This window comes from Nocardia otitidiscaviarum NBRC 14405 (genome assembly GCF_000308635.1).
Classification (GTDB): domain Bacteria; phylum Actinomycetota; class Actinomycetes; order Mycobacteriales; family Mycobacteriaceae; genus Nocardia; species Nocardia otitidiscaviarum.
Genome location: NZ_BAGD01000037.1, coordinates 21,127 through 44,336 on the forward strand (window position 1 = coordinate 21,127; position 23,210 = coordinate 44,336).

A 23,210-nucleotide genomic window follows, 5' to 3' on the forward strand; every position below is an offset into this window, starting at 1 on the left:
CCCCCCTCGCGGTGCTACCAGTGGGTGCCGGGGACGAGGCGGGCGGCGCGGCGGAGGGCGGTGCCGGTGGCTCGGACGGCGGGGGGCACTTCGCGGCGGTGGCGTTTCGGGGGGAGGATTTCCAGTTGTGTTGTCTCCTCGGGCTTCTCGCCTTTGGCGGCGGGGGAGTCGGGGAGGGCGCGGTAGTAGCGGTGCAGGATGCGGTCCTTGATGCGCGGGGTGATGAGGCTGCCGTATTCGGCGAGGGTGCCCAGCGGGACGTCGATGCGCTTGGGACGGTCGGTGAGGGCGCGGACGATGGTGGCGGCTGCCCATTCGGGGGATTCCGAGGGGCCCTGATTGCCGCTCGGGGCGATCATGGGGGTGCGCACCAGCGGCATGTGGATGGTGGTGAAAGTGATGTTGTCGGCCAGCATCTCGATCGCGGTCACCTCGGCGAACTTGTCGAGGGCGGCCTTGGAGGCCAGGTAGGCGGCGAAGCGCGGCGTGGCGACCTGCACTCCGGCGCTGGAGATGTTCACGATGTGGCCGAATTTGCGCTCGCGCATCTGCGGTAGCAGGGCCAGGGTCATGCGCACCGCGCCGAAGTAGTTGACCGCCATGGTGCGCTCGAAGTCGTGCATGCGGTCGGTGGAGCGGTGTACGGCGCGGCGGATGGAGCGCCCGGCATTGTTGACCAGCATGTCCACGTGACCGTGGGCGTCGAGGATCTGGGTCACGGCCTTCTCGACGGAGTCCTCGTCGGTGACATCGCACTGGTAGGCGTAGGCGTCGCCGCCCTCGGCCCGGATCTTCTCGACCACCACGGCCAGTTCCTCGGCGCGGCGGGCGAGCAGGAAGACTGTCGCTCCCTTCTCGGCCACGGCCGAGGCGGCCGCGCGGCCGATGCCGGAGGACGCGCCGGTGATGATGACGTGTCTGCCGGACAGGTCCCGGCGAGCGCGTCGACGGGCCCGGTAGCCGTCGCCTGTCGTTTCGCTCATGACTGCTCCTTTGCAGGTCGGATTGGCTCGAACTTACTCCAAAGTAAGTTCCAATGCCAGGGTGAGTTCCGAGGTTGGCTTGATGGGCTCGAGTTAATACAAACCGCCCGGTTGGAATGCGTGTACAGTCGCTGACTATCGAACACGAGTTCGATTCCTGAAGTGCGTGCGGAGGAGGTGTCGTGGGCTGGCACAACGGACCGCCGACCTGGTCGGAGCTGGAACGGGTGCTCTCCGGACGCCCGAACCGAACCGTCCCCGCGGGCGACGGCGGCGACAGCCCGGCCTGGTCTCGCAAGCGCGAGCCCTACCGCGCCGCACCGCTGCACCGCCCCGACGAACCCACCGTCCCCTACGCCGAACTGCACGCCCACTCCGCCTACAGCTTCCTCGATGGAGCCAGCCAGCCGGAGGAACTGGTCGAGGAGGCCGTCCGCCTCGGCCTCGAGGCCCTCGCCCTCACCGACCACGACGGCTTCTACGGTGTCGTGCGCTTCGCCGAGGCCGCCCGCGAATGGGGTATGCCCACCGTCTTCGGTGCGGAACTCTCCCTCGGCAGCGCCGCTCGCCCCGGCGCCCACCTCGCCCCGCGCGGCGGCCGGCCCGCCTCGAGCTACCCGACCGCGTCCGGTGGCAGAGCTCGGACGCGCGGACGCCCAGCCGATTCGCCCGTGCCGAGCGATTCCGAGCCCCGCACCGGCGCACCCGATCCCGCCGGACCGCATCTGCTGATCCTGGCGCGCGGGCAGGAAGGGTACCGGCGGCTGTCCCGGGAGATGGCGGCGGCACACATGGCGGCGGGCGAGAAGGGCATTCTGCGCTACGACCTGGACCGGCTCACCGCGGCGGCGGGCGGACACTGGCAGGTGCTGACCGGCTGCCGGAAAGGGCATGTGCGGCAGGCGCTGCGGCGGGGCGACGCGGAAGCCGAAGCGGCACTGCGGGATCTGATGGAACGATTCGGACCGGACCGGGTGAGCGTGGAGCTCACCCACCACGGCATACCCACCGACGACGAGCGCAATGCCCGGCTGCTCGCCCTGGCCGACCGGCTCGGCCTGCCGGTGATCGCCTCCACCGGAGCGCATTTCGCCGCGCCACCACAGCGCCGCCGGGCCATGGCGCTGGCCGCCATCCGGGCCCGGCAGAGTCTCGACGAAATGGCGGGCTGGCTCGCCCCCACCGGCGGCGCGCATCTGCGGTCGGGAGCCGAGATGGCGCGGCTGTTCGCGGCCTGCCCGCAGGCGGTGGCCAATGCCGCCGAACTGGCCCGGGAATGCGCTTTCGACCTGCGCCTGATCGCCCCGCGGCTGCCACCCTTCGACGTGCCGGAGGGGCACGACGAGACCTCGTGGCTGCGCGAACTCACCTACCGGGGGGCCGCCCGCCGCTACGGTCCCCCCGCGCACAACCCCCAGGCGTACCGGCAACTCGAGCACGAACTCGAGGTGATCGAGCGGTTGCGGTTCCCGGGCTACTTCCTGGTGGTGCACGACATCGTCAGCTTCTGCCACGACAACGACATCCTGTGCCAGGGCAGGGGTTCCGCCGCCAACTCGGCCGTCTGCTACGCCATCGGCATCACCAATGTGGATCCGGTCGCCAATCAGTTGCTGTTCGAACGCTTCCTCGCGCCCGAGCGCGACGGCCCGCCCGATATCGACGTGGACATCGAATCGGACCGCCGCGAGGAGGCCATCCAGCACGTCTATGCCAAGTACGGGCGCGAGTACGCGGCGCAGGTGGCCAATGTCATCACCTATCGGGGTAAGTCCGCGGTGCGCGATGCCGCACGCGCACTGGGCTTCTCGTCCGGACAGCAGGACGTCTGGAGCAAGCAGGTGAGCCGCTGGACGGGTGTCGCGAAGGAGGAGCACACCGACATTCCCGACGACGTCCTCGCCCTGGCCGGTGAATTGGAGGGATTGCCCAGGCATCTGGGCATCCACTCCGGCGGCATGGTGATCTGCGATCGCCCCATCGCCGATGTGTGCCCCACCGAATGGGCGCGCATGCCGGGACGCAGTGTGTTGCAGTGGGACAAGGACGACTGCGCCGCCGCCGGGCTGGTGAAATTCGATCTGCTCGGTCTCGGCATGCTCTCCGCCCTGCGCTACATGATCGACCTGGTGCGTGAGCACAAGGGGGAGACCGTGGAGTTGCACCGGTTGGACCTCACCGAAACCGCTGTGTACGACATGCTTTCGCGCGCCGACTCGGTGGGCGTGTTCCAGGTGGAGTCGCGCGCGCAGATGGCGACCCTGCCGCGGCTGCGGCCGCGGAACTTCTACGACCTGGTGGTGGAGGTGGCCCTGATCCGTCCCGGGCCCATCCAGGGCGGCTCCGTGCACCCCTACATCCGCCGTCGCAACAGGCTGGAGCCGGTCACCTACGACCATCCGGCGCTGGCGAACGCGCTGGAACGCACCCTCGGCATCCCGCTGTTCCAGGAGCAGCTCATGCAGATGGCCGTCGACGTCGCCGGATTCACCGCCGCCGAGGCCGATCAGCTGCGCCGCGCCATGGGCTCCAAGCGGTCACCGGAGAAGATGGAGCGGCTGCGGGAACGCTTCTATCGGGGTATGCGGGAACTGCACGGCATTACCGGCGAGGTGGCCGACCGCATCTACGAGAAGGTCTACGCCTTCGCGAATTTCGGTTTCCCGGAAAGCCATTCGCAGAGCTTCGCCTCGCTGGTGTTCTATTCGGCGTGGTTCAAGCTGCATCATCCGGCGGCATTCTGCGCGGGCCTGCTGCGGGCGCAGCCGATGGGGTTCTACTCGCCGCAGTCGCTGGTGGCGGACGCCCGGCGGCACGGGGTGGTGGTGCACGGGCCGGATATCAATCACAGTCTCGCCGAAGCGACGCTGGAACGGCGGGGGATGGAGATCCGGCTGGGGCTGGCCGCGGTGCGGCACATCGGCGACGAACTGGCCGAGCGGATCGTCGCCGCCCGCCTGTCCGTCGGCCCCTACCGGTCCTTCCTCGACCTCACCAACCGCGTGGAACTGACTGTCCCGCAGGCGGAATCGCTGGCCACGGCGGGTGCGCTCGGCAGTCTCGACATCACCCGCCGCCAAGCCCTGTGGGCCGCCGGGGCCGCGGCGGGGGAACGTCCGGATCGCCTTCCCGGCACGGGCGCGGCCACCGCCGCGCCCGCCCTGCCAGGTATGAGCGAGCTGGAGTTGGCCGCCGCCGACGTCTGGGCCACCGGCGTCTCACCCGGCAGCTATCCCACCGAGTTCCTGCGCCCGCGACTGGATGCGCTGGGAGTGGTGCCCGCCGCCCACCTCGCCGATATTCGCGACGGCACGCGGGTGCTGGTGGGCGGCGCGGTCACGCACCGGCAGCGCCCCGCCACGGCGGGCGGCGTCACCTTCCTCAACCTGGAGGACGAGACCGGCATGGTGAACGTGGTCTGCTCGGTGGGCCTCTGGGCCCGCTACCGCCGCCTCGCCCAGAGCGCGCCCGCCCTGCTGATCCGCGGGCGCGTACAGAACGCCGAGGGGGCGATCACGGTGGTCGCCGACCACCTGCAACGCATGGACCTGCGCATCGAGGCGAAGTCCCGCGACTTCCGCTGAGCGCCGACGCTACTGCTCACGCCGCGATGGCTACTGGATTCGCAGCGGACTGCCGCCCCGACGTCCTCGGACGGCGTGGTGGTCGGCTCCATCACGCTGCCTCCGCAACGCTGACCGTTCTATCGCCAGTCGCGCCCGCCGCCGGTGCGGCACCCGCGAGAGCCACCCGCCGGAGCGGTCCGGGTTCGGTGCGGGAGTGCTCGCGGGGAGAATGGTGCGCGTCGAAGGGAGTCTCAGTGCCGACCGTGGTCCGCGCGACGATCAAACCGAACAGCAAGAAGGGGCCGCTGGTGGAAACCCTTCCCGACGGCACCCTCCAGCTCTACGTCCGCGCCCCCGCCGTGGAGGGCAAGGCCAACAGGGCCGCCTGCGAACTCCTCGCCGCCCACTACGGCGTGCCCAAATCCGCCGTCCGCCTCACCGCGGGCGCGACCTCCCGCTTCAAACGCTTCGATATCGACGACTGAGGCAGCCGACGACCGAGATCAGAACGCCAGCTCTTCCCACGGAATGCGAATGGGGAAGGGGAAGTCGAACTCGATGCCGTCGGTGTCGGCCGCGGTCCACTCGGCAGCCATGAGGTAGTTGGCGGTGTGCAGCAGGTGTACGCCCGCCGGAACCAGATGGCCGGGTTCGGTTTGCAGCGCGAAGGCGCGCACCTTCTCGATGACGCTGGCCTCGCGGGCGAGCGTCACCTCCCAGTACAGCGGAATACCTGCCCGCGCGTAGCGTGCCTTCTTCGCCTCGATATCGGATGCGGTGTTGCCGGGAGACAGCACTTCGCCGACGAGGTGGACATCGGCGGCGCGGACATCCTGGTACGGGGTTTCGAGGCAGCGGTGGATCAGGAAGTCCGGTGTCACGAAGTCGGATTTTCCGCTGGCGCCGAAGAAGACGTTCGTCTCGGTGGTGACGCGCCAGCAGTGATCGGGATGGCGGGTCACATCCGAGCGTGCGCATCGGCGCAGTGCGCTCCAGAGCAGATTCGTGAACGTCTGATGCTCGGCCGGGCCACGTCGCATCCACATCACCCGCCCGTTCCACAGCTCGATCTGCTCGGCGATCTCCTCCGGTAGCCGCTCGAGCTCCTCCCACGTCATGTACTCGGGGATATCGGGCTGCTCGAGGTGGGGTACGGACATGTCCTCAGGATATTTCGCCATGTCCACGGCCTTCCCGGATTCACGAGAAGCAGACGGTTTCGTCCGCGATGTCAGGTGTTGTCAGTGCCAGTAGACCGTGTCGGCGCGCGTCTGTCACTACACCGCGCCCGGGAAGCCCAGTTGTCGCCAGGCTTCGTAGACGGCGACGGCGGCGGCGTTGGAGAGGTTCATGGAGCGACGGCCCGGGAGCATGGGGATGCGCACCTGGGTGGTGACGTGCGGGTCGGCGAGGACCTCGGCGGGTAGGCCGGTGGGTTCGGGGCCGAAGAGCAAGGTGTCGTGCTCGCGGTAGGCGACGGCGGTGCTGTGCGTGGTGGCCTGGGCGGTGAAGGCGAAGACGCGTTCGGGGCGGATGGCGTCCCAGGCGGCGGCCAGATCCTTGTGCACGGTGACCGAGGCGAGGTCGTGGTAGTCCAATCCGGCCCGCCGCAACTTGGGCTCGGATAGGTCGAAGCCGAGCGGTTCGATCAGGTGTAGTCGGCATCCGGTCCCGGCGGCCAGCCGGATGGCGTTGCCGGTATTCGGCGGGATGCGGGGCTCGTAGAACACCAGATGGAACACCCCGCCAGTCAACCAGACGGGGGTCGCGCCGCTGTGCCGGACCGGCGGCGCGGCCGTTGCCGGGCCATGTGGCGTTGCTGGGTGGTGGGGTAGCCGACCGGTGTGGCGGTGGCGTTGCGGGGCGGTGTGGCGTTGCCGGGTGGATTCGACCGGGCCGTATCGGTGGAAACCGCCCCGCCGCTAGACTGCGGCGCGTGAGTGCCCACGCCGCCCCCGAGAGCCGCAGCAGCCGCATCGGCGCATCCGTCCGCACCCATCTGCCGCTCATCCTGGTGGCCGCGGTGCTGGTGGTGGCGGTCGTCTTCCTGGCCTGGGACCGCTGGCGACGCGGTGCCGTGTTCATCGGCGGCGCGGCCCTGCTGGCCGCGGCCTTCCGCATGCTGCTGCCCGCCGAACAGGTCGGCCTGCTCGCGGTGCGCGGCAAATGGTTCGACGTGGTCGCCCTGACCGCGCTGGGCTCGGCCATCATCGTGCTGGCCGCCACGGTCAACCCGCTCGGCATCACCTAGATCGGGCGGAGATCCGCGTATGACCGCCGGGCTGCCGTGGCGCGGCCGTCCGTGGTTGCCGCGTGTGGTGCGGGAGGCCGGGTGCCGTCGCGGCCGTCAGCGGTTGTCGCGGGCCGCGCGGGCCAGGTCCATGGTTTCGGTGAGGAGTTTGCCGACCGCCTCGGTTTCGGTGAGGAAGCCGTCGTGGCCGTCGCGGGAGCGGACGATCTCCAGGCCCTTGCAGCCGGGTAGCAGGTCGGCCAGTTCCTGTTGGGTGCGCAGCGGGTACAGGCGGTCGGAGTCGACGCCGCCGACGATGCAGGGGACCGGGGTGGAGGTCAGGGCGGTGGCGATCCCGCCGCGGCCGCGGCCCACGTCGTGCCGGTTCATGGCCTCGGTGAGCAGGATGTAGGTGCCGGGGTCGAAGCGGGAGACGAGTTTGTCGGCCTGATATTCCAGGTAGCTCTGCACCGCGTAACGACCACCGTCCCAAGGGTTCTCGTCACCCTGGGCGTGGTTCTCGAAGCGGTGGTCGAGTTCGAATTCGGTGCGGTAGCTCAGGTGCGCGATACGGCGGGCGATGCGCATGCCGGTCATGGGCGCGCGCCCGGTGCCGTGGTAGTCGCCGCCCTGCCAGTCCGGATCGGCGGTGATGGCGGCGATCTGGGTGGTCTGGGTGCCGATCTGGTCGGCGGTGGCGCGCGGGCCGACGGCCAGCACCAGGGCGGAGCCGACGCGGTCGGGATGGCCGATCATCCATTCCAGCACCCGCATGCCGCCCATGGAGCCGCCGACCACCGCGGCCAGCCGTTCGATCCCGAGCAGATCGAACAGCCGCACCTCGGCGGTCACCTGATCACGGATGGAGATATCGGGAAATCGTGAGCCCCAAGGCTTTCCGTCGGGGGCCAGGGAGGCGGGTCCGGTCGAGCCCTGACAGCCGCCGAGCACATTGGTGGCGATGACACACCACTCCCGGGTGTCGATGGGCGCACCGGGTCCGACGGTGCCCTCCCACCAGCCGGGCGGCGAACCCGCCGACCCGACCACATGGGAGTCACCGGTCAGCGCGTGCTCGACCAGCACCACGTTGTCCAGATTCGCCGAGAGTTCGCCCCAGCGTTGTACGGCCAGCGTCACGTCGGTGACGACCGCCCCGTTCTCGAGTTCGACGTCCCCGATGGCAATACTGCCGAGCGTCCCGTCGGACGGTGGAAGCAGCGCCTCCACCGTCTCCCGGGACGTGCTCGATTCGATGTTCACGGTCAACGTGCCGCCGCCGTCAGTCCGGCCGTGAGATCGGCCAGGATGTCGTCGATACCCTCGATACCCACGGCCAACCGCACCAGCCCCGGTGTGACGCCGGAGGCCAGCTGCTCTTCCGGCGTCAGCTGCGAATGCGTGGTGGAGGCCGGATGGATGACGAGGGAACGCACATCCCCGATGTTAGCGACATGGCTGTGCAGCTCCAGCGCGTCCACGAACTTCTTGCCCGCATCGACGCCCCCGGCGAGCTCGAAGGACACGATCGCGCCCACACCCTTCGGTGCCAGCTGTTTGCCACGCTCATACCAGGGGGAGGACGGCAGCCCGGCGTAGGACACCGACAGCACCTCCGGCCGCTGGGCCAGGAACTCCGCGACCGCCTGCGCGTTGGCCACGTGCCGCTCCACCCGCAGGCTCAGCGTCTCGATGCCCTGGGCGATGAGGAAGGCGTTGAACGGCGAGACGGCCGAGCCGAGGTCGCGCAGCAGCTGCACCCGCGCCTTGAGTGCGAAGGCGGGCGCACCCAGATCCGCGTACACCACGCCGTGGTAGCTCGGATCGGGGGTGGTGAAGCCCGGGAACCGCGCCGCGCCGGATTCGTCGCGCCCGGTCCAGTCGAATCCGCCGCCGTCGACGATCACGCCCGCGACCGCGGAGCCATGTCCGCCAAGGTATTTGGTGGCCGAATGCACCACGATGTCGGCCCCGTGGCGCAGCGGCTGGATCAGGTACGGCGTCGCCACGGTGTTGTCCACGATGAGCGGCACCCCGGCGGCGTGGGCGATCTCGGCGACGCCCGGGATGTCCAGCAGCGCGCTGCTGGGGTTGGCCACGGTCTCGCCGTAGAACGCCTTGGTGTTGGGTCGCACCGCCGCCCGCCACTGCTCCAGGTCGTCGGGATCGTCGACGAAGCCGACCTCGATGCCCAGCTTGGGCAGCGAGTAGCGGAAGAGGTTGTAGGTGCCGCCGTAGAGGTGCGGGCTGGCGACGATGTGATCCCCGGCGGCGGCCAGATTGAGGATGGCGAAAGTTTCGGCGGCCTGTCCGGACGCCAGCAGCAGCGCCGCGACGCCGCCCTCCAGGGCGGCGATGCGCTGCTCCACCACGTCCTGGGTGGGGTTCATGATCCGGGTGTAGATATTGCCCGGCTCGGCCAGTCCGAACAGTGCGGCGGCGTGTTCGGTGTCGCGGAAGGCGTACGAGGTGGTCTGGTAGATCGGCAGCGCGCGGGCCCCGGTGGTGGCGTCGGGAGCCTGTCCGGCGTGCACCTGCTTGGTCTCGAAAGACCAGTTGGCCGGTTCGATGGGCGCGGTCGAGTCACTCATGTCCTGCTCCAAGAAAAGTCGCCGAATGGCGGGAAGTCTGACGTTATCGGAAGGCGAATGGGCTTCGACAACAACACATTTCGGTAGACCTCCTACAGTGCGCTTGCGCTCGGCCTTCGAGCGCCCGGTCCTCACCCGGAGCACCCCACCGCAGCTGGAGGGTTGCCGATCAGCAAGCCGGGGCTTGACGCTGATGCTCTTGACCTGATGCGAGATTCTAGCGGGCGGAGGGGTCGGAGTCCGAAGTGGGGCTGGACACACAGACGTTTCCGCAGATACGCAGGAATTCGCGATAGGCCGCGACCACGGCGTCGGCCATGCCCCGGGCGGAGGTGGCGCAGTTGCCGTCGACGGCCTCGACCTCGGTGCCGACCCGCATGATCGTGTGCCAGGTACCCAGCAGCAAACGCACCGGCAGGCTGTCCGCGGGCTGGCCGATGCGCTCGGCGAGCACGTCGCACATCTGCTGGGTCTTGTGCTCGCCCGCGTCGAGACTGCGGGCACGCACCGCGGCGCTGCCGCGGATGATGTTCTGCATCTGCTGGAACCAGCGGAACGGCACCGGTTCATCGGCTTCGATGATGCGGTCGGTCAGGGCCAGGAAGCCGTCCAGCATCGCCTGCAGCTCGTTGTCGTGCGGCGGCTGCGCCCGCAGATACTCGGCCATGGCCTGCCCCCATACCTCGATGGGGGCGATGACGATCTCTTCCTTGCTCTCGAAGTACCGGTTCACGGTGCGTGGTGAGACGTCGGCCGCGTCGGCGATCTGTTCGACGGTGGTGGCGTCGAAACCCTGGGCGTCGCACAGCTCGAGTGCCACATCGATGATGCGTTCGCGGGTCTGCTGCTTCTTGCGTTCGCGCAGTCCCGGTCGACGGCGTTCCAGGAGATCGGCAGGCGTTGACGACTCGGACATTGCCTCAGTCTATCGCTATCGGGCCGAATTGTGTCATTAACAGCCATCTGTCTGAGTGCGACATTTTTCGCTTGACGTCATTTGTCGGTGGGTGCCAGTATGGTCCGGGTTGTTCGGAATGCCCTGAGGAGAACGACGTGACCACTGCGACCGCGACTCGCGAACCCGACGAAATATCCAGACAGACAAGCGCTTCCAAGCGCTGGCTGGCCCTGGGCGCACTCGCCCTGGCGCAGCTCATGGTGGTGCTGGACGCCACCATCGTCACGATCTCGCTGCCCTTCGCGCAGCAGGATCTGCACATCAGCGAGGCCGACAAGCAGTGGATGCTGACGGCCTACACCCTCATCTTCGGCGGCCTGCTGCTGCTCGGCGGCCGCCTCGCCGACTACCTCGGCCGACGCCGCATCTTCCTGATCGGCCTGGTCGGCTTCGCCGCCGCCTCCGCGCTGGCCGGGCTCGCGCAGAACGCCGGACAGCTGTTCGCCGGGCGCGGCCTGCAGGGTGCGTTCGCGGCGCTGCTGGCACCCGCGGCGCTGTCACTGGTGTCGATCACCTTCACCGAGGTCACCGAGCGGGCCAAGGCGTTCGGTGTCTTCGCGGGCGTCTCGGCGGGCGGCGCGGCCATCGGGCTGATCGCGGGCGGCGCGCTCACCGAGTACGCCGACTGGCGCTGGTGCCTGCTGGTCAACACCCCCGTCGCACTGCTGGCACTGGTCGGGGCGTACGCCTTCGTCGTCAGGGACGAGCCCGCGCCGCGCACCGGCGGCTACGACCTGCCGGGCGCGATCACCGGCACCCTCGGGCTCATCGCCATCGTCTACGGCTTCACCCGCGCGGCCGAGAACGGCTGGGGCGCGGCATCCACCCTCGGGCTGCTGGCCGCGGGCGCGGCCCTGCTGGTCGCCTTCGTGGTCATCGAACACCGGTCCGCGAATCCGCTGCTGCCGTTGCGCATCCCGGGGGAGATCAACCGGGGCGGCTCGTTCCTGGTGGCGCTGCTCATCCCAATCGCCATGTTCGCCATGTTCCTGAACCTCAGCTACTACCTGCAGATCACCCTCGGGTACTCGGCGCTGAAGGCCGGTGTCGCCTTCCTGCCGTTCCCCATCGGCATCGTGGTGTCGGCGGGTATCGCCAGCGCGGTACTGCCGAAGCTGGGTCCGCGCCCGGTGCTGCTGGCCGGGACCGCGCTGGGCATGCTGGGGCTGCTCTATCTGGCCCAGCTCGATTTCGGTGACGGCTACGCGGCGTCGGTGCTGCCCGCCATGACGCTCATCGCACTCGGTATGGGTGGCGTCTTCGTGGCCATGCAGACCACCGCGCTGCATCAGGTGGACGAGGCCGATTCCGGGGTGGCCAGCGCGCTGCTCAATGCCGCGCAGCAGGTCGGCGGTTCCATCGGCACGGCCCTGCTGACCACCATCTCGGTGCAGGTCGCGCAGCGGTACGTGGCCGACAATCCGACCATCGACAATGTCATGGCCCGGGCCGCCATCCACAGCTACGACGTGGCGTTCTACATCGGTGCGGGCTTCTTCCTCATCGCCCTGCCCATCATCGCGCTGATGATCCGCGACAAGCCGGAGAACCTGCTCGAGGGCGCGGAGAAGCCGGTTCACGTGGGCGTCTGATCCTCGTATCCTCGACTCATAGGCCGCGTGTTTCCTACTTGCGAGTAGCCCTCCGCTGTTCCCGCACAGCGGGGGGCAACCGCGCGGTGAGGTTCATAGCAGCAGTACGCTTGTCTTGCTTGACGCCACAGCGTACGTGGACCTGGCACCACAGGCCCCGTGCCGCGCGCCATGCGTATACGTTGTCTGTTGAACAGCTGGGGTCCGCTACAAGCGGTGCTCACCGGCCGTGCAATGGGAGCACCACCTTCCTAGGAGGACACGAAGATCCATGTCCAAGATCAAGGTTGAAGGCACCGTCGTCGAGCTCGACGGCGATGAGATGACCCGGATTATCTGGCAGTTCATCAAAGACAAGCTGATCAATCCGTATCTCGATGTGAACCTCGAGTACTACGACCTCGGCATCGAGTACCGCGACAAGACCGACGATCAGGTCACGATCGACGCGGCCAACGCCATCAAGAAGCACGGCGTCGGCGTCAAGTGCGCGACGATCACCCCCGATGAGGCCCGCGTCAAGGAATTCGGTCTGAAGAAGATGTGGCGGTCGCCCAACGGCACCATCCGCAACATCCTCGGCGGCACCATCTTCCGCGCGCCGATCATCATCTCCAACGTCCCGCGCCTGGTTCCGGGCTGGACCAAGCCGATCATCATCGGCCGCCACGCCTTCGGTGACCAGTACCGCGCCACCGACTTCAAGGTGCACCAGGCGGGCACCGTCACCCTCACCTTCACCCCGGAGGACGGCTCCGAGCCGATCGTCCACGAGGTCGTGAAGATGCCCGAGGACGGCGGCGTCATCATGGGCATGTACAACTTCCAGGAGTCCATCCGGGACTTCGCGCGGGCCTCGCTGAACTACGGCCTGCAGCAGAACTACCCGGTGTACATGTCGACCAAGAACACCATCCTCAAGGCGTACGACGGCATGTTCAAGGACACCTTCCAGGAGGTGTACGAGACCGAGTTCAAGGAGGAGTTCGACGCGGCCGGTCTCACCTACGAGCACCGCCTCATCGACGATATGGTCGCCTCCGCGCTGAAGTGGGAGGGCGGCTACGTCTGGGCCTGCAAGAACTACGACGGCGACGTGCAGTCCGACACCGTGGCGCAGGGCTTCGGCTCGCTGGGTCTGATGACCTCGGTGCTGCTCACCCCGGACGGCAGGACCTGTGAGGCGGAGGCCGCGCACGGCACCGTCACCCGGCACTACCGCCAGCACCAGCAGGGCAAGCCCACCTCCACCAACCCGATCGCCTCGATCTTCGCGTGGACCCGTGGCCTGGCCCACCGCGGCAAGCTGGACAACACCCCCGAGGTCATCGGCTTCGCCCAGGCCCTCGAGGACGTCGTCATCAAGACCGTCGAGGACGGCCAGATGACCAAGGACCTCGCGCTGCTGGTCGGCGGGGATCAGGGCTACCTGACCACCGAGGAATTCCTCGGTGTGCTGGACGCCAACCTGGCGCGCGAACTGCGCTGAGCAATCCCGGGCGTACCCACGCCCGACCCGCTCCTCCGCGTTGCGCGGATGGGCACAGCGCTGACGCACGTGAACAGCGCGCCGCGGCGAACGATGGCGGCCGGGACCACCGTCCCGGCCGGAGCCATCGCCGCGACACATGCCGGGCACCTGCCCCCACTCACCGGTGGAGCGGGTGCCCGAACTGTTTTACGGACGCGTCTACCCGAATCGCGGTGGACATGTCAGGATGCAGGACGATGTCTGCGACACAACGCCTTTCGCGTTCCCTCGGATCCGGTCGACGGCAGCGCCGCTGGGCGGTCCCGCTCCTGGTCGCCCTGCTGCTCGCCGGATTCGGCTGCATCGATCCGGCTCCGGCCGCCGCCGATTCCGAGGCCGGGCCGCTGGTGCTCGCACATCGCGGTCTGGGTCAGACCTTCGATCCGGACGGGATCGAGGCCGACACCTGCACCGCCGAGCGCATCCACTCGCCCGAGCACGGATATCTGGAGAACACGATCTCCGGGATGCGGGCCGCCTTCGACGCCGGAGCCGACCAGGTCGAATTCGACGTGCACTGGACCGCCGACGACCAGTTCGCCGTCTTCCACGACTGGGAACTGGACTGCCGCACCGACGGCACCGGCACCACCCGCGACCACACCATGGCGGAACTGCGCGGCCTCGACATCGGCTACGGCTACACCGCCGACGGCGGCAAGACCTATCCGTTCCGAGGTAAGGGCGTCGGGCTCATGCCCACCTTGGAGGAGGTGCTGACCGCCTTCCCCACCCGGTCGCTGTTGATCCACATCAAGAGCAATGACCCGGCCGAAGGTGAGGCCCTGGCCGCCCGGCTGGCCGCCGAACCGGCCGAACGACTGAACGCGCTCACCGTGTACGGCGGTGACAAGCCGATCGCGGCCCTCCGGGCGGCGCTGCCCGCGGTGCGGGTGATGTCCAAGCAGATCATGCTGGAATGCCTCGGCGCGTACGCCGCCATCGGCTGGACCGGCACCGCCCCCGCCACCTGCCGCAATACCCAGCTGCACATTCCCGAGGGCTACACCCGCTTCCTGTGGGGCTGGCCCGACCGGTTCGTGGAGCGGATGGCCGCCACCGACGCCCGCGTGGTGCTGGTCGCCGGGGACGGCGGATTCTCCGAGGGATTCGACACGCCGGAATCGCTGGAGCGGATTCCGGACGGGTTCACCGGCCTGGTGTGGACGAACCGGGTGGATGTCGTCGCGCCGCTGCTGCGCTGACGCACGTGAACAGCGCGCCGCGGCGAACGATGGCGGCCGGGACCACCGTCCCGGCCGGAACCATCGCGGCGGTCGGTGATCAGCAGAACATCGGGTTCCCGCAAGGGGGGCCGCTGAGGGTGTGGATCAACGAGAACGGCACCGCAAGCAGATCACTGCTGCCCGTGCCGACGGCGCCGTCGATAGCTGCCGCGGGCGAATGGGCGTCGCCGGTGGACATCGGCTCCAACTCCAGCGGCGCCGCCATGGCGCCGCCGGTCGTCGCGGTGAGTGCTGCGGCCACGGCCGCGGTCGCGATGCCGATCCGCAGAGTGTTCTTCATGCGCAATACCTCCTGGTCGAATGCAACGTGTTTCCCGTGAATGCTTGCGGTTCAGGGAGTTTCGACAATGCACGAGGGCGGCAGCGCTTGCGAGCCCCCAGTTCTCCGGTCCGGTGCGGCATCGTCGAGACGGGAAGTCTGCCCGGTGGTGGGGGGAGTGTGCCGCCATCCGTAACAGCGTTGCCTCGATATCCGCCGTATGCCGGCCGGAACCGCGACGTTGCGTGAGTGGGATCACGCGGCGTGGGGGGCTGCCGTGCGCTAAGCGGAAGCCTGTGCGGGCCAACATGTTCCGATCGGCGGTGGTGATGTGCACCGGGCCGTGAGCGAGATCACCCGAGCTTCGGGTGGCAGTCGGGTTCGCGGCGGTGTTGCCATGGACTGTGACCGAATCCGGGATGGCCGCCCAGACGCCCGCCACCGCGACCGAGGTGAGCGCGGTGCCCGCGCAGGCATCCGGCGTGCCCACACCGGCCGGTGACGCGCGGGCCTGCGCACCGGACGGCCGTGCCCGGCCCGAACCCGGCGCGGATATGCCCGCGGCATCCGGGAGCGGTTGGCATATCCCCGCCATGCTCGCGCTGGCGCTGGGCGGTTTCGGCATCGGCACCACGGAATTCGTCACCATGGGTTTGCTGCCGGATATCGCGTGGGGCATGAAGGTTTCCGAACCCGCTGCGGGTCATGCGGTGTCGGCGTACGCGCTGGGTGTGGTGGTCGGGGCTCCGGTGATCGCGGCGTTGTGCGCGCGGGTGCCGCGCAAGCGCTTGCTGATGGCGCTCATGGCGGCGTTCACGCTGGGCAATGCGGCGTCGGTGCTCGCACCGTCATTCGGGACGTTCGTGGCGGCGCGCTTCGTATCCGGTCTGCCGCACGGGGCGTATTTCGGTGTGGCCTCCTTGGCGGCAGCGACGCTCGCACCGGTGGGGCAGCGCGCCAAGGCGGTTGCCGCGGTTATGCTGGGTTTGAGCGCCGCCAATGTTGTCGGCGTTCCCGCCGCCACCTGGATGGGCCAGCACCTCGGCTGGCGGGACGCCTACGTAGTGGTCGCCGTGATCGGCGTGGCCACCGTCGCCGCCATCGCGCGGTTCGTGCCGGAACTCACCGGCATTCGCATGACCGACCCGCGCACCGAACTCGGCGCGCTCGGCAAATCCCAGGTGTTGCTGACGCTGCTGGTCGGCGCGGTCGGCTTCGGCGGCATGTTCGCCGTCTACACCTACATCACCACCACCCTCACCGATGTGGCGGGCATGCGCCTGGGCTTCGTCCCCATCGTGCTCATGCTCTTCGGCCTCGGCATGGTCGCGGGCAATATCATCGGCGGCGTCCTCACCGACCGCGGCGTCAACCGCGCCGTCTTCGCCGCCCTGCTGTCCATGGTGGTCATCCTCGCCGCCTTCATCGCGGCCGCTCACAACCCCGTCACCGCGGGCCTCGGCGCCTTCCTGGTCGGCGCCTCGGGCGCGGCCCTGGCCCCGGCCCTGCAAACCCGCCTCATGGACGTGGCCCACGAAGCCCAAACCCTGGCCGCCGCCCTGAACCATGCCGCGCTGAATATCGCCAATGCCGCCGGAGCCTGGCTGGGCGGCGTGGTGATTGCGGCGGGTTTGGGCTACACCGCGCCGGCTGCGGTCGGAGCCGGATTGGCGACGCTGGGTGTGCTGCTGTTCGCGGTGACGGTAGCGCTGGCCCGCCGCGCCCAGACATCGCCATGACCTGGCTCGACGCCGATCACGGGCTGGTCGTGACCCATGCCCCCGGAGATCGCGCGGATCATCCGGGACAGCCTCGCTCGGGACGCCGCCGCGCCGGTGTGTCGTATGACGGAACTGTTGACCGATCGCGGGTGGTCGGGGTGGACCAGGTTCGAGTGCTGGGTCCGGCGTGATCATCGCAGGTCGTCGCGCCGGGCCGCCGGTGGCGGGGAAGGCGGATCGCGCGGCGGTCAGTTACGTACAGATCTGCATGTAAGTGTAGAATCGTCGGAATGACCAGCTCCGCAGTCTCGAAGCCGCCGCGCCGCACGCAGGAGCAGCGCAGTAGTGAGATGCGGACGAGGTTACTCGACGCCACCATCGACTGCCTCGTCGAGTACGGGTACGCGGGGACCACCACGCCGCGGGTGGCGGAGCGGGCCGGGGTCACGCGGGGTGCGCAGGTGCACCACTTCGGGTCCAAGAACGATCTGGTGGTCGCGGCGGTGAACCATCTGGCGCAGCGGCGGACCGAGGCGGCCATGCAGGAGCTCGGGAAGATCAAGTCGGGGCCGGATCCCATTGCCACGGTGCTGGAATCGCTGTGGGAGCTGCATCAGGGGCCGCTGTTCATCGCGGCCATGGAGCTGTGGGTGGCGGGGCGCACCGATCCGGAGTTGGCGGCCGAGGTGCGCAAGGTGGAGCCGTTCGTCAACAACGCGGTGCTCATGGCGCTGAGCCGGTACGTGCCGGACGAGGTGGAGCGCAAGGACGCCCGCGATTTCGTGTACACGGCCATGGACGCGCTGCGCGGCATCCTGGTCTCCAGCTTCGTGGACCCGGGCACCGAACGCGCGCACCGGCGCTGGCAGCGCGCCTCCGAACACCTGCGCACCGCCGCCCAGGTGGCACTGCCGGGCATCCGGCTCACCGACTAGATCCGCTGTGTCGCACGGCGCGGCCCGGCACCCGAAGGTGCCGGGCCGCGGTCGCTTTCGGGCCGCGACGGCCCCGACCGAACTCAGTGCTGACGCGGTAGCAGGTGGATGCCCGCCTTGTCCGTGGACAGCGCCAGTGAGCTGATGTACTGGATCTCGCCTTCCGGACCCGGCACCGCCGAGGCGATCATGTCGGGCCGCTCGAACTCCATGCCGGTGACCACGCACGGCAGCGTTTCACCCGATGGGTTGCCGTGCTCGTCGAACATCGGCGCGTCGATGCCGTCGTCGTCGCGGCGCAGGTAGTACCGGCCCTTCGTGGCGAGGGCCATGACCGGCGTCGCGACGAAGGCGACCACGATGGCGACCAGCGGCGAATACGGCTTCAGCAGGTCGCCGAAGAGGCCGAAGAAGGTGGCGATGGACAGCACCGTCGAGAGGCCGAAGCCCACCAGGCCCACCGGGTTGAAGTCGTAGAGCATGCCGCGGCGGAACTCCGGCACCTTGGGCGAGAGCTTCAGCACGTACTTGTTGATCGCGATATCCGTTGCCACGGTGACGATCCAGGCGATACCGCAGTTGGCGTAGAAGCCCAGGATGTTGTTCAGGAAGTCGAACATGTTGGCTTCCATGAGCACCAGCGCGATGGCCAGGTTCACCACCAGGAAGACCAGGCGGCCCGGGTAGGTCTTGGTGACCCGGGTGTAGGAGTTGGTCCAAGCCAGCGAGCCCGAGTAGGCATTGGTCACGTTGATCTTGATCTGCGAGATGACCACCAGCACCACCGCCAGGGTCATGGCCAGCCAGCCCGGCACCATATCCTTGTAGATCTCCAGGAACTGGTGCACCGGCTGATTCGCGATGCCCTGCGCGGCAGGCAGATTCGCGATCAGGTAGACCGCCAGGAACAGGCCGACCACCTGCTTGAGCGCGCCGAAGACCACCCAGCCCGGTCCGGCCAGCAGCATCCACGTCCACCAGCGGCGCGCGTTCTCCGGCGTCCGCGGCGGCATGAAGCGCAGATAGTCGATCTGCTCGGCGATCTGCGCGATGAGCGACAGGCAGACGCCCGCGGCCAGCAGGGTGCCCGACAGGCTCACGCCCGCACCGTCCTCGCCGCCGTAGGCGAAGAACGCCGACACCGAATCCGGATGGCGCACCAGCAGGAATCCGAAGGGCAGCACCATCAGCAGCAACCACAGCGGCGTCGTCCACACCTGCAATTTCGCGAGCGTGTTCATGCCGTAGATGACCAGCGGGAAGATGATGAGCGTGGACACCAGATAACCCAGCCAGAGCGGTACGCCCAGGCCCAATTCCAGGCCCTGCGCCATGATGGAGCCCTCGAGCGCGAAGAAGATGAAGGTGAACGACGCGAACACCACATTCGTCACGATCGAGCCGTAATAACCGAATCCGCTACCGCGCGTGATGAGATCGAGATCGAGGTTGTACCGCGCGGCGTAGTAGGCCAGCGGAAATCCGGTGAGCATCACCACGATCGCGAAAATACCGATGCCCAGCAGCGCGTTTCCGGTTCCGTGCGCGATTCCGATATTCGCTCCGATGGCGAAGTCGGCCAGGTAGGCGATGCCGCCGAGGGCGGAGACGCCGACCACCGCCGGACTCCATTTGCGATAGCTGCGCGGGGCGAATCGGAGGGTGTAGTCCTCCAAGGTCTCCTTGGCGGCGGCTATTCCATCCGAATCGGTCGCGCGGGTATCGATATCGACCACGTGCTACTCCCGTCAAACCTCTCAGCGTGCACAGCAACCATGTGAACTTCGTACAGGGATGTGCACGGGCAATTTCCGATCCATTACGCGGCCGTTACGTCATCCTCACCGGTGGCGTGGATCACAGAGTTTGGCTATCGGCTGGCATATCGGCTACGCGTGTGCCCGCGAAGCAGTGCACATACACCTCTGGCTGTATGTGTGATATCCGGCGTTTCAACTGCTGTTTTCGTCCTGGATTCCTCGCTGGGTCAGATGACTCTTGTCTAGTTACGTACAGAGCTGTATGTTTGTGGCCAGTTCGATCCGCACGGATCGCGAATGTGAGGAGTTCGATGACGAACAGGGTCTACGTCGTCGGCGTCGGCATGACGAAGTTCGAGAAGCCGGGCCGCCGCAAGAACGAGGACGGCAGCGACTGGGATTACCCCGATATGGCGCGGGAGTCCGGTACCAAGGCTCTCGCGGACGCCGGGATCGACTATCGGGAAGTGCAGCAGGCGTACGTCGGCTACGTGTACGGCGAGTCCACCTCGGGCCAGCGCGCCGTCTACGAACTCGGCATGACCGGCATCCCGATCGTCAATGTGAACAACAACTGCTCGACCGGTTCGACAGCGCTCTACCTTGCGGCGCAGGCGATTCGGGGCGGTCTCGCGGACTGCACCCTTGCCCTGGGCTTCGAGCGTATGAAGCCGGGGTCGCTGGAGTCCACCTGGGACGACCGCGAACAGCCCATGGGCAAGCACATTCTCGCGCTCGCCGAGATCTCCGAGGTGCTGTTCCCGGTGGCCCCGTGGATGTTCGGCGCGGCCGGGCGGGAGCATATGAAGCAGTACGGCACCACCGCCGAACACTTCGCCAAGATCGGCTACAAGAACCACAAGCACTCGGTCAACAACCCGTATTCGCAGTTCCAGGACGAGTATTCGCTCGACGACATCCTGGGCGCGCGCATGATCTACGACCCGCTGACCAAACTCCAGTGCTCGCCCACCTCCGACGGTTCCGGCGCGGTCATCCTGGCCAGTGAGGCGTTCGTGGACAAGCACGGCCTCGCCGGACAGGCGGTGGAGATCGTCGGGCAGGCCATGACCACCGACTTCGCCTCCACCTTCGACGGCACCGCCAAGAACATCATCGGCTACGACATGAACGTCCAGGCCGCGCGCAGCGTGTACGACCAGGCCGGGCTGGGCCCGGAGGACTTCCAGGTCATCGAACTGCACGACTGCTTCTCCGCCAATGAGCTACTGCTGTACGAGGCCCTGGGCCTGTGCGGCGAGGGCGAGGCCGGGAAGCTCATCGACGCGAACCAGACCACCTACGGCGGCAAGTGGGTGGTGAACCCCTCCGGCGGGCTCATCTCCAAGGGGCACCCGCTGGGCGCGACCGGTCTGGCGCAGTGCTCGGAACTGACCTGGCAGCTGCGCGGCACAGCCGACAAGCGCCAGGTGGACAACGTGACCGCCGCACTCCAGCACAACATCGGCTTGGGCGGCGCGGCCGTCGTCACCGCCTACCAGCGCGCCGAGCGCTGAGGCAGCCGACCTTCCCATTTCACCCAGGTCCCGCGCTCGGCAACGCCGGGGGAGCGGGCAACAGCACAGGAGTTTCATCATGGGCCACATCGAAGCCAGCAAGACCCTCAACGCCACCCCGGACGCCCTGTGGGCGGTCGTCTCCGACCCGCAGACCTGGGACAAGTGGTTCTCCATCCACGAGCGGTGGATGGAGGAGCCGCCCGCCACCCTGGCCCCCGGCGCCAAGCTGGTCGCCAAGATCGTCATGCTCGGTATGGCGAACAAGATCGAGTGGGTGGTGGAGAGCGTCGAGGCGCCCAACAAGATGGTGCTCAGCGGCACCGGCATGGCCGGGGTGAAGGTGCAGTTCACCTTCGACATCACGGCCGAGGGCGACGGCACCAAGTTCGCCGTCTCCGGTGACTTCGAGGGCGCGCTCATCAAGGGCGCACTCGGCAAGGCGGTCGAGAAGGACGGCCTGACCCAGCTGGACAAGACTCTCGCGCAGCTCGACACCCTCGCCACGGCGGCCTGAGATGCCGAGTACCGCAGTCGAATTCGACCCCAAAGGGCTCGACGTCTGGAGCGACGAGGAGCCCTTCGAGGTCACGCGGGAGCGGATCGCCGAATATGCCGCCGCCACCAACGATCCCATCGAAGCGCATCGCAGCGGCGATGTCGCGCCGCCGATCTTCGGGATCGTGCCGGTGTTCGACGCCATGATGGTGCCGATCATCGACGTGGTTCCGATGGACGTCTTCGGCCGGGTCGTGCACGGCGAGCAGGACTTCCACTTCCATCGGCCCATCCGCCCCGGTGACAAGCTGTCGTCACGCGCCAAGGTCATCGGCTACGAGGGCCGAGACAACGGCTCCACCATCACCGTGCTCATCGAATGCCGCGCCGAGGACGGCGAGCTGGTCAACGAGCAGTACCTGACCGCGTTCTTCCGCAACCTCGACGCCGGGCCGCGCGTGGGCGACACCGCCCCGGCACACAAGTTCGATCCGGCGCTGGCGGAGCGGGAGCCGCTGGCCACGGTCGCCGCGCACGTCGACGCCGACCAGACCTACCGCTACGCACCGGCCTCCGGTGATCCGGTGCCGATCCACCTGGACGAGCAGGTCGCCAAGGACGCCGGACTGCCGGGCATCATCGCGCACGGCCTGTGCACCATGGCCATGTCGTCGTGGGGTGTGCTCACCGCGGTGGCGGGCTCGGATGTGCACCGGCTGAAGCGGTTCGCGGTGCGCTTCTCGAAGATGGTCTTCCCCGATGACGATCTGGAGACCCGGATCTGGCAGGCCGACAGTGAGAACGGGCTCACCACCTACGCATTCGTGACCGCGCGCGGTGACGACCTGGTGCTGACCGACGGCCTGGCCGTGGTCGCCGACTGAAAGGAAAGATTTCCATGGGTGCACTCGAGGGCCGGGTGGCCGTCATCACCGGCGCCGGTCGCGGCATCGGCCGGGAACACGCGCTGCTGTTCGCCCGCGAGGGCGCGGCCGTCGTCGTGAACGATCTGGGCGGCAGCAATGCCGGTGAGGGCTCCGATGCGGGCCCGGCACAGGAGGTCGTGAACGAGATCGTCGCCGCAGGGGGGCGAGCGGTAGCGAACACCGACAGCGTCGCCGACTGGCAGGGCGCGAAAAATCTGGTCGATCAGGCGGTTTCGGAGTTCGGCCGCCTCGATGTCGTGGTCAACAACGCGGGCATCCTGCGCGACAGCTTCATCGCGGGCATGGATGAATCGCAGTGGGACGCGGTCATCGCCGTCCATCTCAAGGGCCATGCCGCGGTACTGCGCCATGCCGCCGCGTACTGGAAGGACCAGTCCAAGGCGGGCAACCAGCCCGCCGCCGCGGTCATCAACACCGCCTCGGCCTCGGGCACCACGGTGCCGAACGCCGGTCAGGCGAATTACGGTGCGGCCAAGGCGGGTATCGCCGCGCTCACCCTGGTGGCCGCCGACGAGCTGGCCCGCTACGGCGTGCGCGTGAACGCCATCGCCCCGATCGCCCGCACCCGCCTCACCCTGGCCACCCCGGGTATGGGCGCGATGATGGCGGCCGAGGCGGATGCGGTGGAGGAGGGTGGATTCGACGCCTTCAGCCCCGCCAACATCTCGCCGCTGGTGGCCTACCTGGCCACCGAGAAGTGCCCGATCACCGGCAAGGTGTTCGCGGTGCAGGGCGGTGCCATCTCCGAGCTGGCGGGCTGGCACGACGTGAAGACCATCGAGACCGAAGGTCCGTGGGCCGTAGACGATATCGCCAACCGGCTGCCCTGACCCTACCGACCCGATAGATCTGGCGAAAGATCGAGGAGAACAACG

Annotated in this window: 20 protein-coding genes and 1 riboswitch; of the genes, 12 read left to right on the forward strand and 8 right to left on the reverse strand. The window is 68.1% G+C overall.

Features of this window, described 5'->3' with window-relative positions; all coding sequences use genetic code 11:
* Positions 1-14: 14 nt before the first annotated feature.
* Entirely contained in the window at positions 15-983 is a 969-nt protein-coding gene (locus tag ON31_RS06045) for an SDR family NAD(P)-dependent oxidoreductase (RefSeq protein ID WP_039810158.1), read from the reverse strand.
* A 182-nt stretch (positions 984-1,165) separates the two neighbouring features.
* On the opposite strand from ON31_RS06045, the gene ON31_RS06050 reads away from it, so the two are divergent.
* Complete coding sequence (locus ON31_RS06050; RefSeq protein ID WP_039810160.1) at positions 1,166-4,567, forward strand: error-prone DNA polymerase; 3,402 nt, start codon at positions 1,166-1,168, stop codon at positions 4,565-4,567.
* Between the two features lie 236 nt (positions 4,568-4,803).
* Complete coding sequence (locus tag ON31_RS06055; RefSeq protein ID WP_039810162.1) at positions 4,804-5,034, forward strand: DUF167 domain-containing protein; 231 nt, start codon at positions 4,804-4,806, stop codon at positions 5,032-5,034.
* Between the two features lie 18 nt (positions 5,035-5,052).
* On the opposite strand, the gene ON31_RS06060 is transcribed toward ON31_RS06055, so the two are convergent.
* Together ON31_RS06060 and ON31_RS06065 are read right to left on the reverse strand one after the other, a co-directional pair.
* Positions 5,053-5,709, reverse strand: a complete 657-nt coding sequence (locus ON31_RS06060; protein WP_039810277.1) for a Uma2 family endonuclease — start codon at positions 5,707-5,709, stop codon at positions 5,053-5,055.
* Positions 5,710-5,826: 117 nt separating this feature from the next.
* Complete coding sequence (locus ON31_RS06065; RefSeq protein WP_029923806.1) at positions 5,827-6,291, reverse strand: tRNA (cytidine(34)-2'-O)-methyltransferase; 465 nt, start codon at positions 6,289-6,291, stop codon at positions 5,827-5,829.
* Positions 6,292-6,485: 194 nt separating this feature from the next.
* Here ON31_RS06065 and ON31_RS06070 point away from each other — a divergent pair, with 194 nt between their 5' ends.
* Positions 6,486-6,800, forward strand: a complete 315-nt coding sequence (locus tag ON31_RS06070) for a DUF3017 domain-containing protein (protein WP_255221999.1) — start codon at positions 6,486-6,488, stop codon at positions 6,798-6,800.
* A gap of 96 nt (positions 6,801-6,896) precedes the next feature.
* Here the strand turns inward: ON31_RS06070 and metX are convergent, their stop codons facing one another.
* The 3 genes from metX to ON31_RS06085 all read right to left on the reverse strand — a co-directional run bounded on the left by metX (position 6,897) and on the right by ON31_RS06085 (position 10,286).
* Complete coding sequence (gene metX / locus ON31_RS06075) at positions 6,897-8,048, reverse strand: homoserine O-acetyltransferase MetX (protein WP_172544794.1); 1,152 nt, start codon at positions 8,046-8,048, stop codon at positions 6,897-6,899.
* Positions 8,045-9,370, reverse strand: a complete 1,326-nt coding sequence (locus tag ON31_RS06080) for a bifunctional o-acetylhomoserine/o-acetylserine sulfhydrylase (protein WP_039810165.1) — start codon at positions 9,368-9,370, stop codon at positions 8,045-8,047. The genes metX and ON31_RS06080 overlap by 4 nt, the downstream gene beginning before the upstream one ends.
* 94 nt (positions 9,371-9,464) lie before the next feature.
* A riboswitch (SAM riboswitch) is annotated at positions 9,465-9,575 on the reverse strand.
* 12 nt (positions 9,576-9,587) lie between these two features.
* Complete coding sequence (locus ON31_RS06085; RefSeq protein ID WP_051036913.1) at positions 9,588-10,286, reverse strand: TetR/AcrR family transcriptional regulator; 699 nt, start codon at positions 10,284-10,286, stop codon at positions 9,588-9,590.
* 137 nt (positions 10,287-10,423) lie between these two features.
* On the opposite strand from ON31_RS06085, the gene ON31_RS06090 reads away from it, so the two are divergent.
* The 3 genes from ON31_RS06090 to ON31_RS06100 all read left to right on the forward strand — a co-directional run bounded on the left by ON31_RS06090 (position 10,424) and on the right by ON31_RS06100 (position 14,656).
* The gene (locus tag ON31_RS06090) at positions 10,424-11,920 is read left to right on the forward strand and encodes an MFS transporter (RefSeq protein ID WP_039810168.1); all 1,497 of its coding nucleotides are present in this window, start codon (positions 10,424-10,426) and stop codon (positions 11,918-11,920) included.
* Between the two features lie 271 nt (positions 11,921-12,191).
* Complete coding sequence (locus ON31_RS06095) at positions 12,192-13,409, forward strand: NADP-dependent isocitrate dehydrogenase (RefSeq protein ID WP_039810171.1); 1,218 nt, start codon at positions 12,192-12,194, stop codon at positions 13,407-13,409.
* Positions 13,410-13,648: 239 nt separating this feature from the next.
* On the forward strand, positions 13,649-14,656 hold the full coding sequence (locus ON31_RS06100) for a glycerophosphodiester phosphodiesterase family protein (RefSeq protein ID WP_039810174.1): 1,008 nt from the start codon (positions 13,649-13,651) through the stop codon (positions 14,654-14,656).
* A 79-nt stretch (positions 14,657-14,735) separates the two neighbouring features.
* On the opposite strand, the gene ON31_RS06105 is transcribed toward ON31_RS06100, so the two are convergent.
* On the reverse strand, positions 14,736-14,978 hold the full coding sequence (locus ON31_RS06105; protein WP_039810177.1) for a hypothetical protein: 243 nt from the start codon (positions 14,976-14,978) through the stop codon (positions 14,736-14,738).
* A 533-nt stretch (positions 14,979-15,511) separates the two neighbouring features.
* Between ON31_RS06105 and ON31_RS06110 the strand changes: the two genes are divergently transcribed.
* A complete protein-coding gene (locus ON31_RS06110; protein ID WP_255222003.1) occupies positions 15,512-16,696 on the forward strand; it encodes an MFS transporter in 1,185 nt (394 codons plus the stop codon).
* 272 nt (positions 16,697-16,968) lie between these two features.
* On the forward strand, positions 16,969-17,613 hold the full coding sequence (locus ON31_RS06115; RefSeq protein WP_039810180.1) for a TetR/AcrR family transcriptional regulator: 645 nt from the start codon (positions 16,969-16,971) through the stop codon (positions 17,611-17,613).
* 83 nt (positions 17,614-17,696) lie between these two features.
* Here the strand turns inward: ON31_RS06115 and ON31_RS06120 are convergent, their stop codons facing one another.
* A complete protein-coding gene (locus tag ON31_RS06120; protein WP_051036914.1) occupies positions 17,697-19,349 on the reverse strand; it encodes a purine-cytosine permease family protein in 1,653 nt (550 codons plus the stop codon).
* Between the two features lie 335 nt (positions 19,350-19,684).
* Here ON31_RS06120 and ON31_RS06125 point away from each other — a divergent pair, with 335 nt between their 5' ends.
* From ON31_RS06125 to ON31_RS06140, 4 genes are all read left to right on the forward strand, one after another.
* Entirely contained in the window at positions 19,685-20,890 is a 1,206-nt protein-coding gene (locus ON31_RS06125; protein WP_039810183.1) for a lipid-transfer protein, read from the forward strand.
* Between the two features lie 79 nt (positions 20,891-20,969).
* Positions 20,970-21,407 (forward strand): type II toxin-antitoxin system Rv0910 family toxin, encoded by a 438-nt coding sequence (locus tag ON31_RS06130; RefSeq protein ID WP_039810187.1) that lies wholly within the window; start codon positions 20,970-20,972, stop codon positions 21,405-21,407.
* A gap of 1 nt (position 21,408) precedes the next feature.
* Entirely contained in the window at positions 21,409-22,272 is an 864-nt protein-coding gene (locus ON31_RS06135; RefSeq protein WP_039810190.1) for a MaoC/PaaZ C-terminal domain-containing protein, read from the forward strand.
* 14 nt (positions 22,273-22,286) lie between these two features.
* On the forward strand, positions 22,287-23,165 hold the full coding sequence (locus ON31_RS06140; protein ID WP_039810193.1) for an SDR family oxidoreductase: 879 nt from the start codon (positions 22,287-22,289) through the stop codon (positions 23,163-23,165).
* The last annotated feature ends 45 nt before the right edge of the window (positions 23,166-23,210 follow it).

Coding starts and splice junctions, on each gene's coding strand:
- ON31_RS06045 (WP_039810158.1), bottom strand. CDS start 983: ATGAGCGAAACGACAGGCGACGGCTACCGGGCCCGTCGACGCGCTCGC.
- ON31_RS06060 (WP_039810277.1), bottom strand. CDS start 5,709: ATGTCCGTACCCCACCTCGAGCAGCCCGATATCCCCGAGTACATGACG.
- ON31_RS06080 (WP_039810165.1), bottom strand. CDS start 9,370: ATGAGTGACTCGACCGCGCCCATCGAACCGGCCAACTGGTCTTTCGAG.
- ON31_RS06085 (WP_051036913.1), bottom strand. CDS start 10,286: ATGTCCGAGTCGTCAACGCCTGCCGATCTCCTGGAACGCCGTCGACCG.
- ON31_RS06095 (WP_039810171.1), top strand. CDS start 12,192: ATGTCCAAGATCAAGGTTGAAGGCACCGTCGTCGAGCTCGACGGCGAT.
- ON31_RS06100 (WP_039810174.1), top strand. CDS start 13,649: ATGTCTGCGACACAACGCCTTTCGCGTTCCCTCGGATCCGGTCGACGG.
- ON31_RS06105 (WP_039810177.1), bottom strand. CDS start 14,978: ATGAAGAACACTCTGCGGATCGGCATCGCGACCGCGGCCGTGGCCGCA.
- ON31_RS06110 (WP_255222003.1), top strand. CDS start 15,512: ATGCCCGCGGCATCCGGGAGCGGTTGGCATATCCCCGCCATGCTCGCG.
- ON31_RS06115 (WP_039810180.1), top strand. CDS start 16,969: ATGACCAGCTCCGCAGTCTCGAAGCCGCCGCGCCGCACGCAGGAGCAG.
- ON31_RS06125 (WP_039810183.1), top strand. CDS start 19,685: ATGACGAACAGGGTCTACGTCGTCGGCGTCGGCATGACGAAGTTCGAG.
- ON31_RS06130 (WP_039810187.1), top strand. CDS start 20,970: ATGGGCCACATCGAAGCCAGCAAGACCCTCAACGCCACCCCGGACGCC.
- ON31_RS06135 (WP_039810190.1), top strand. CDS start 21,409: ATGCCGAGTACCGCAGTCGAATTCGACCCCAAAGGGCTCGACGTCTGG.
- ON31_RS06140 (WP_039810193.1), top strand. CDS start 22,287: ATGGGTGCACTCGAGGGCCGGGTGGCCGTCATCACCGGCGCCGGTCGC.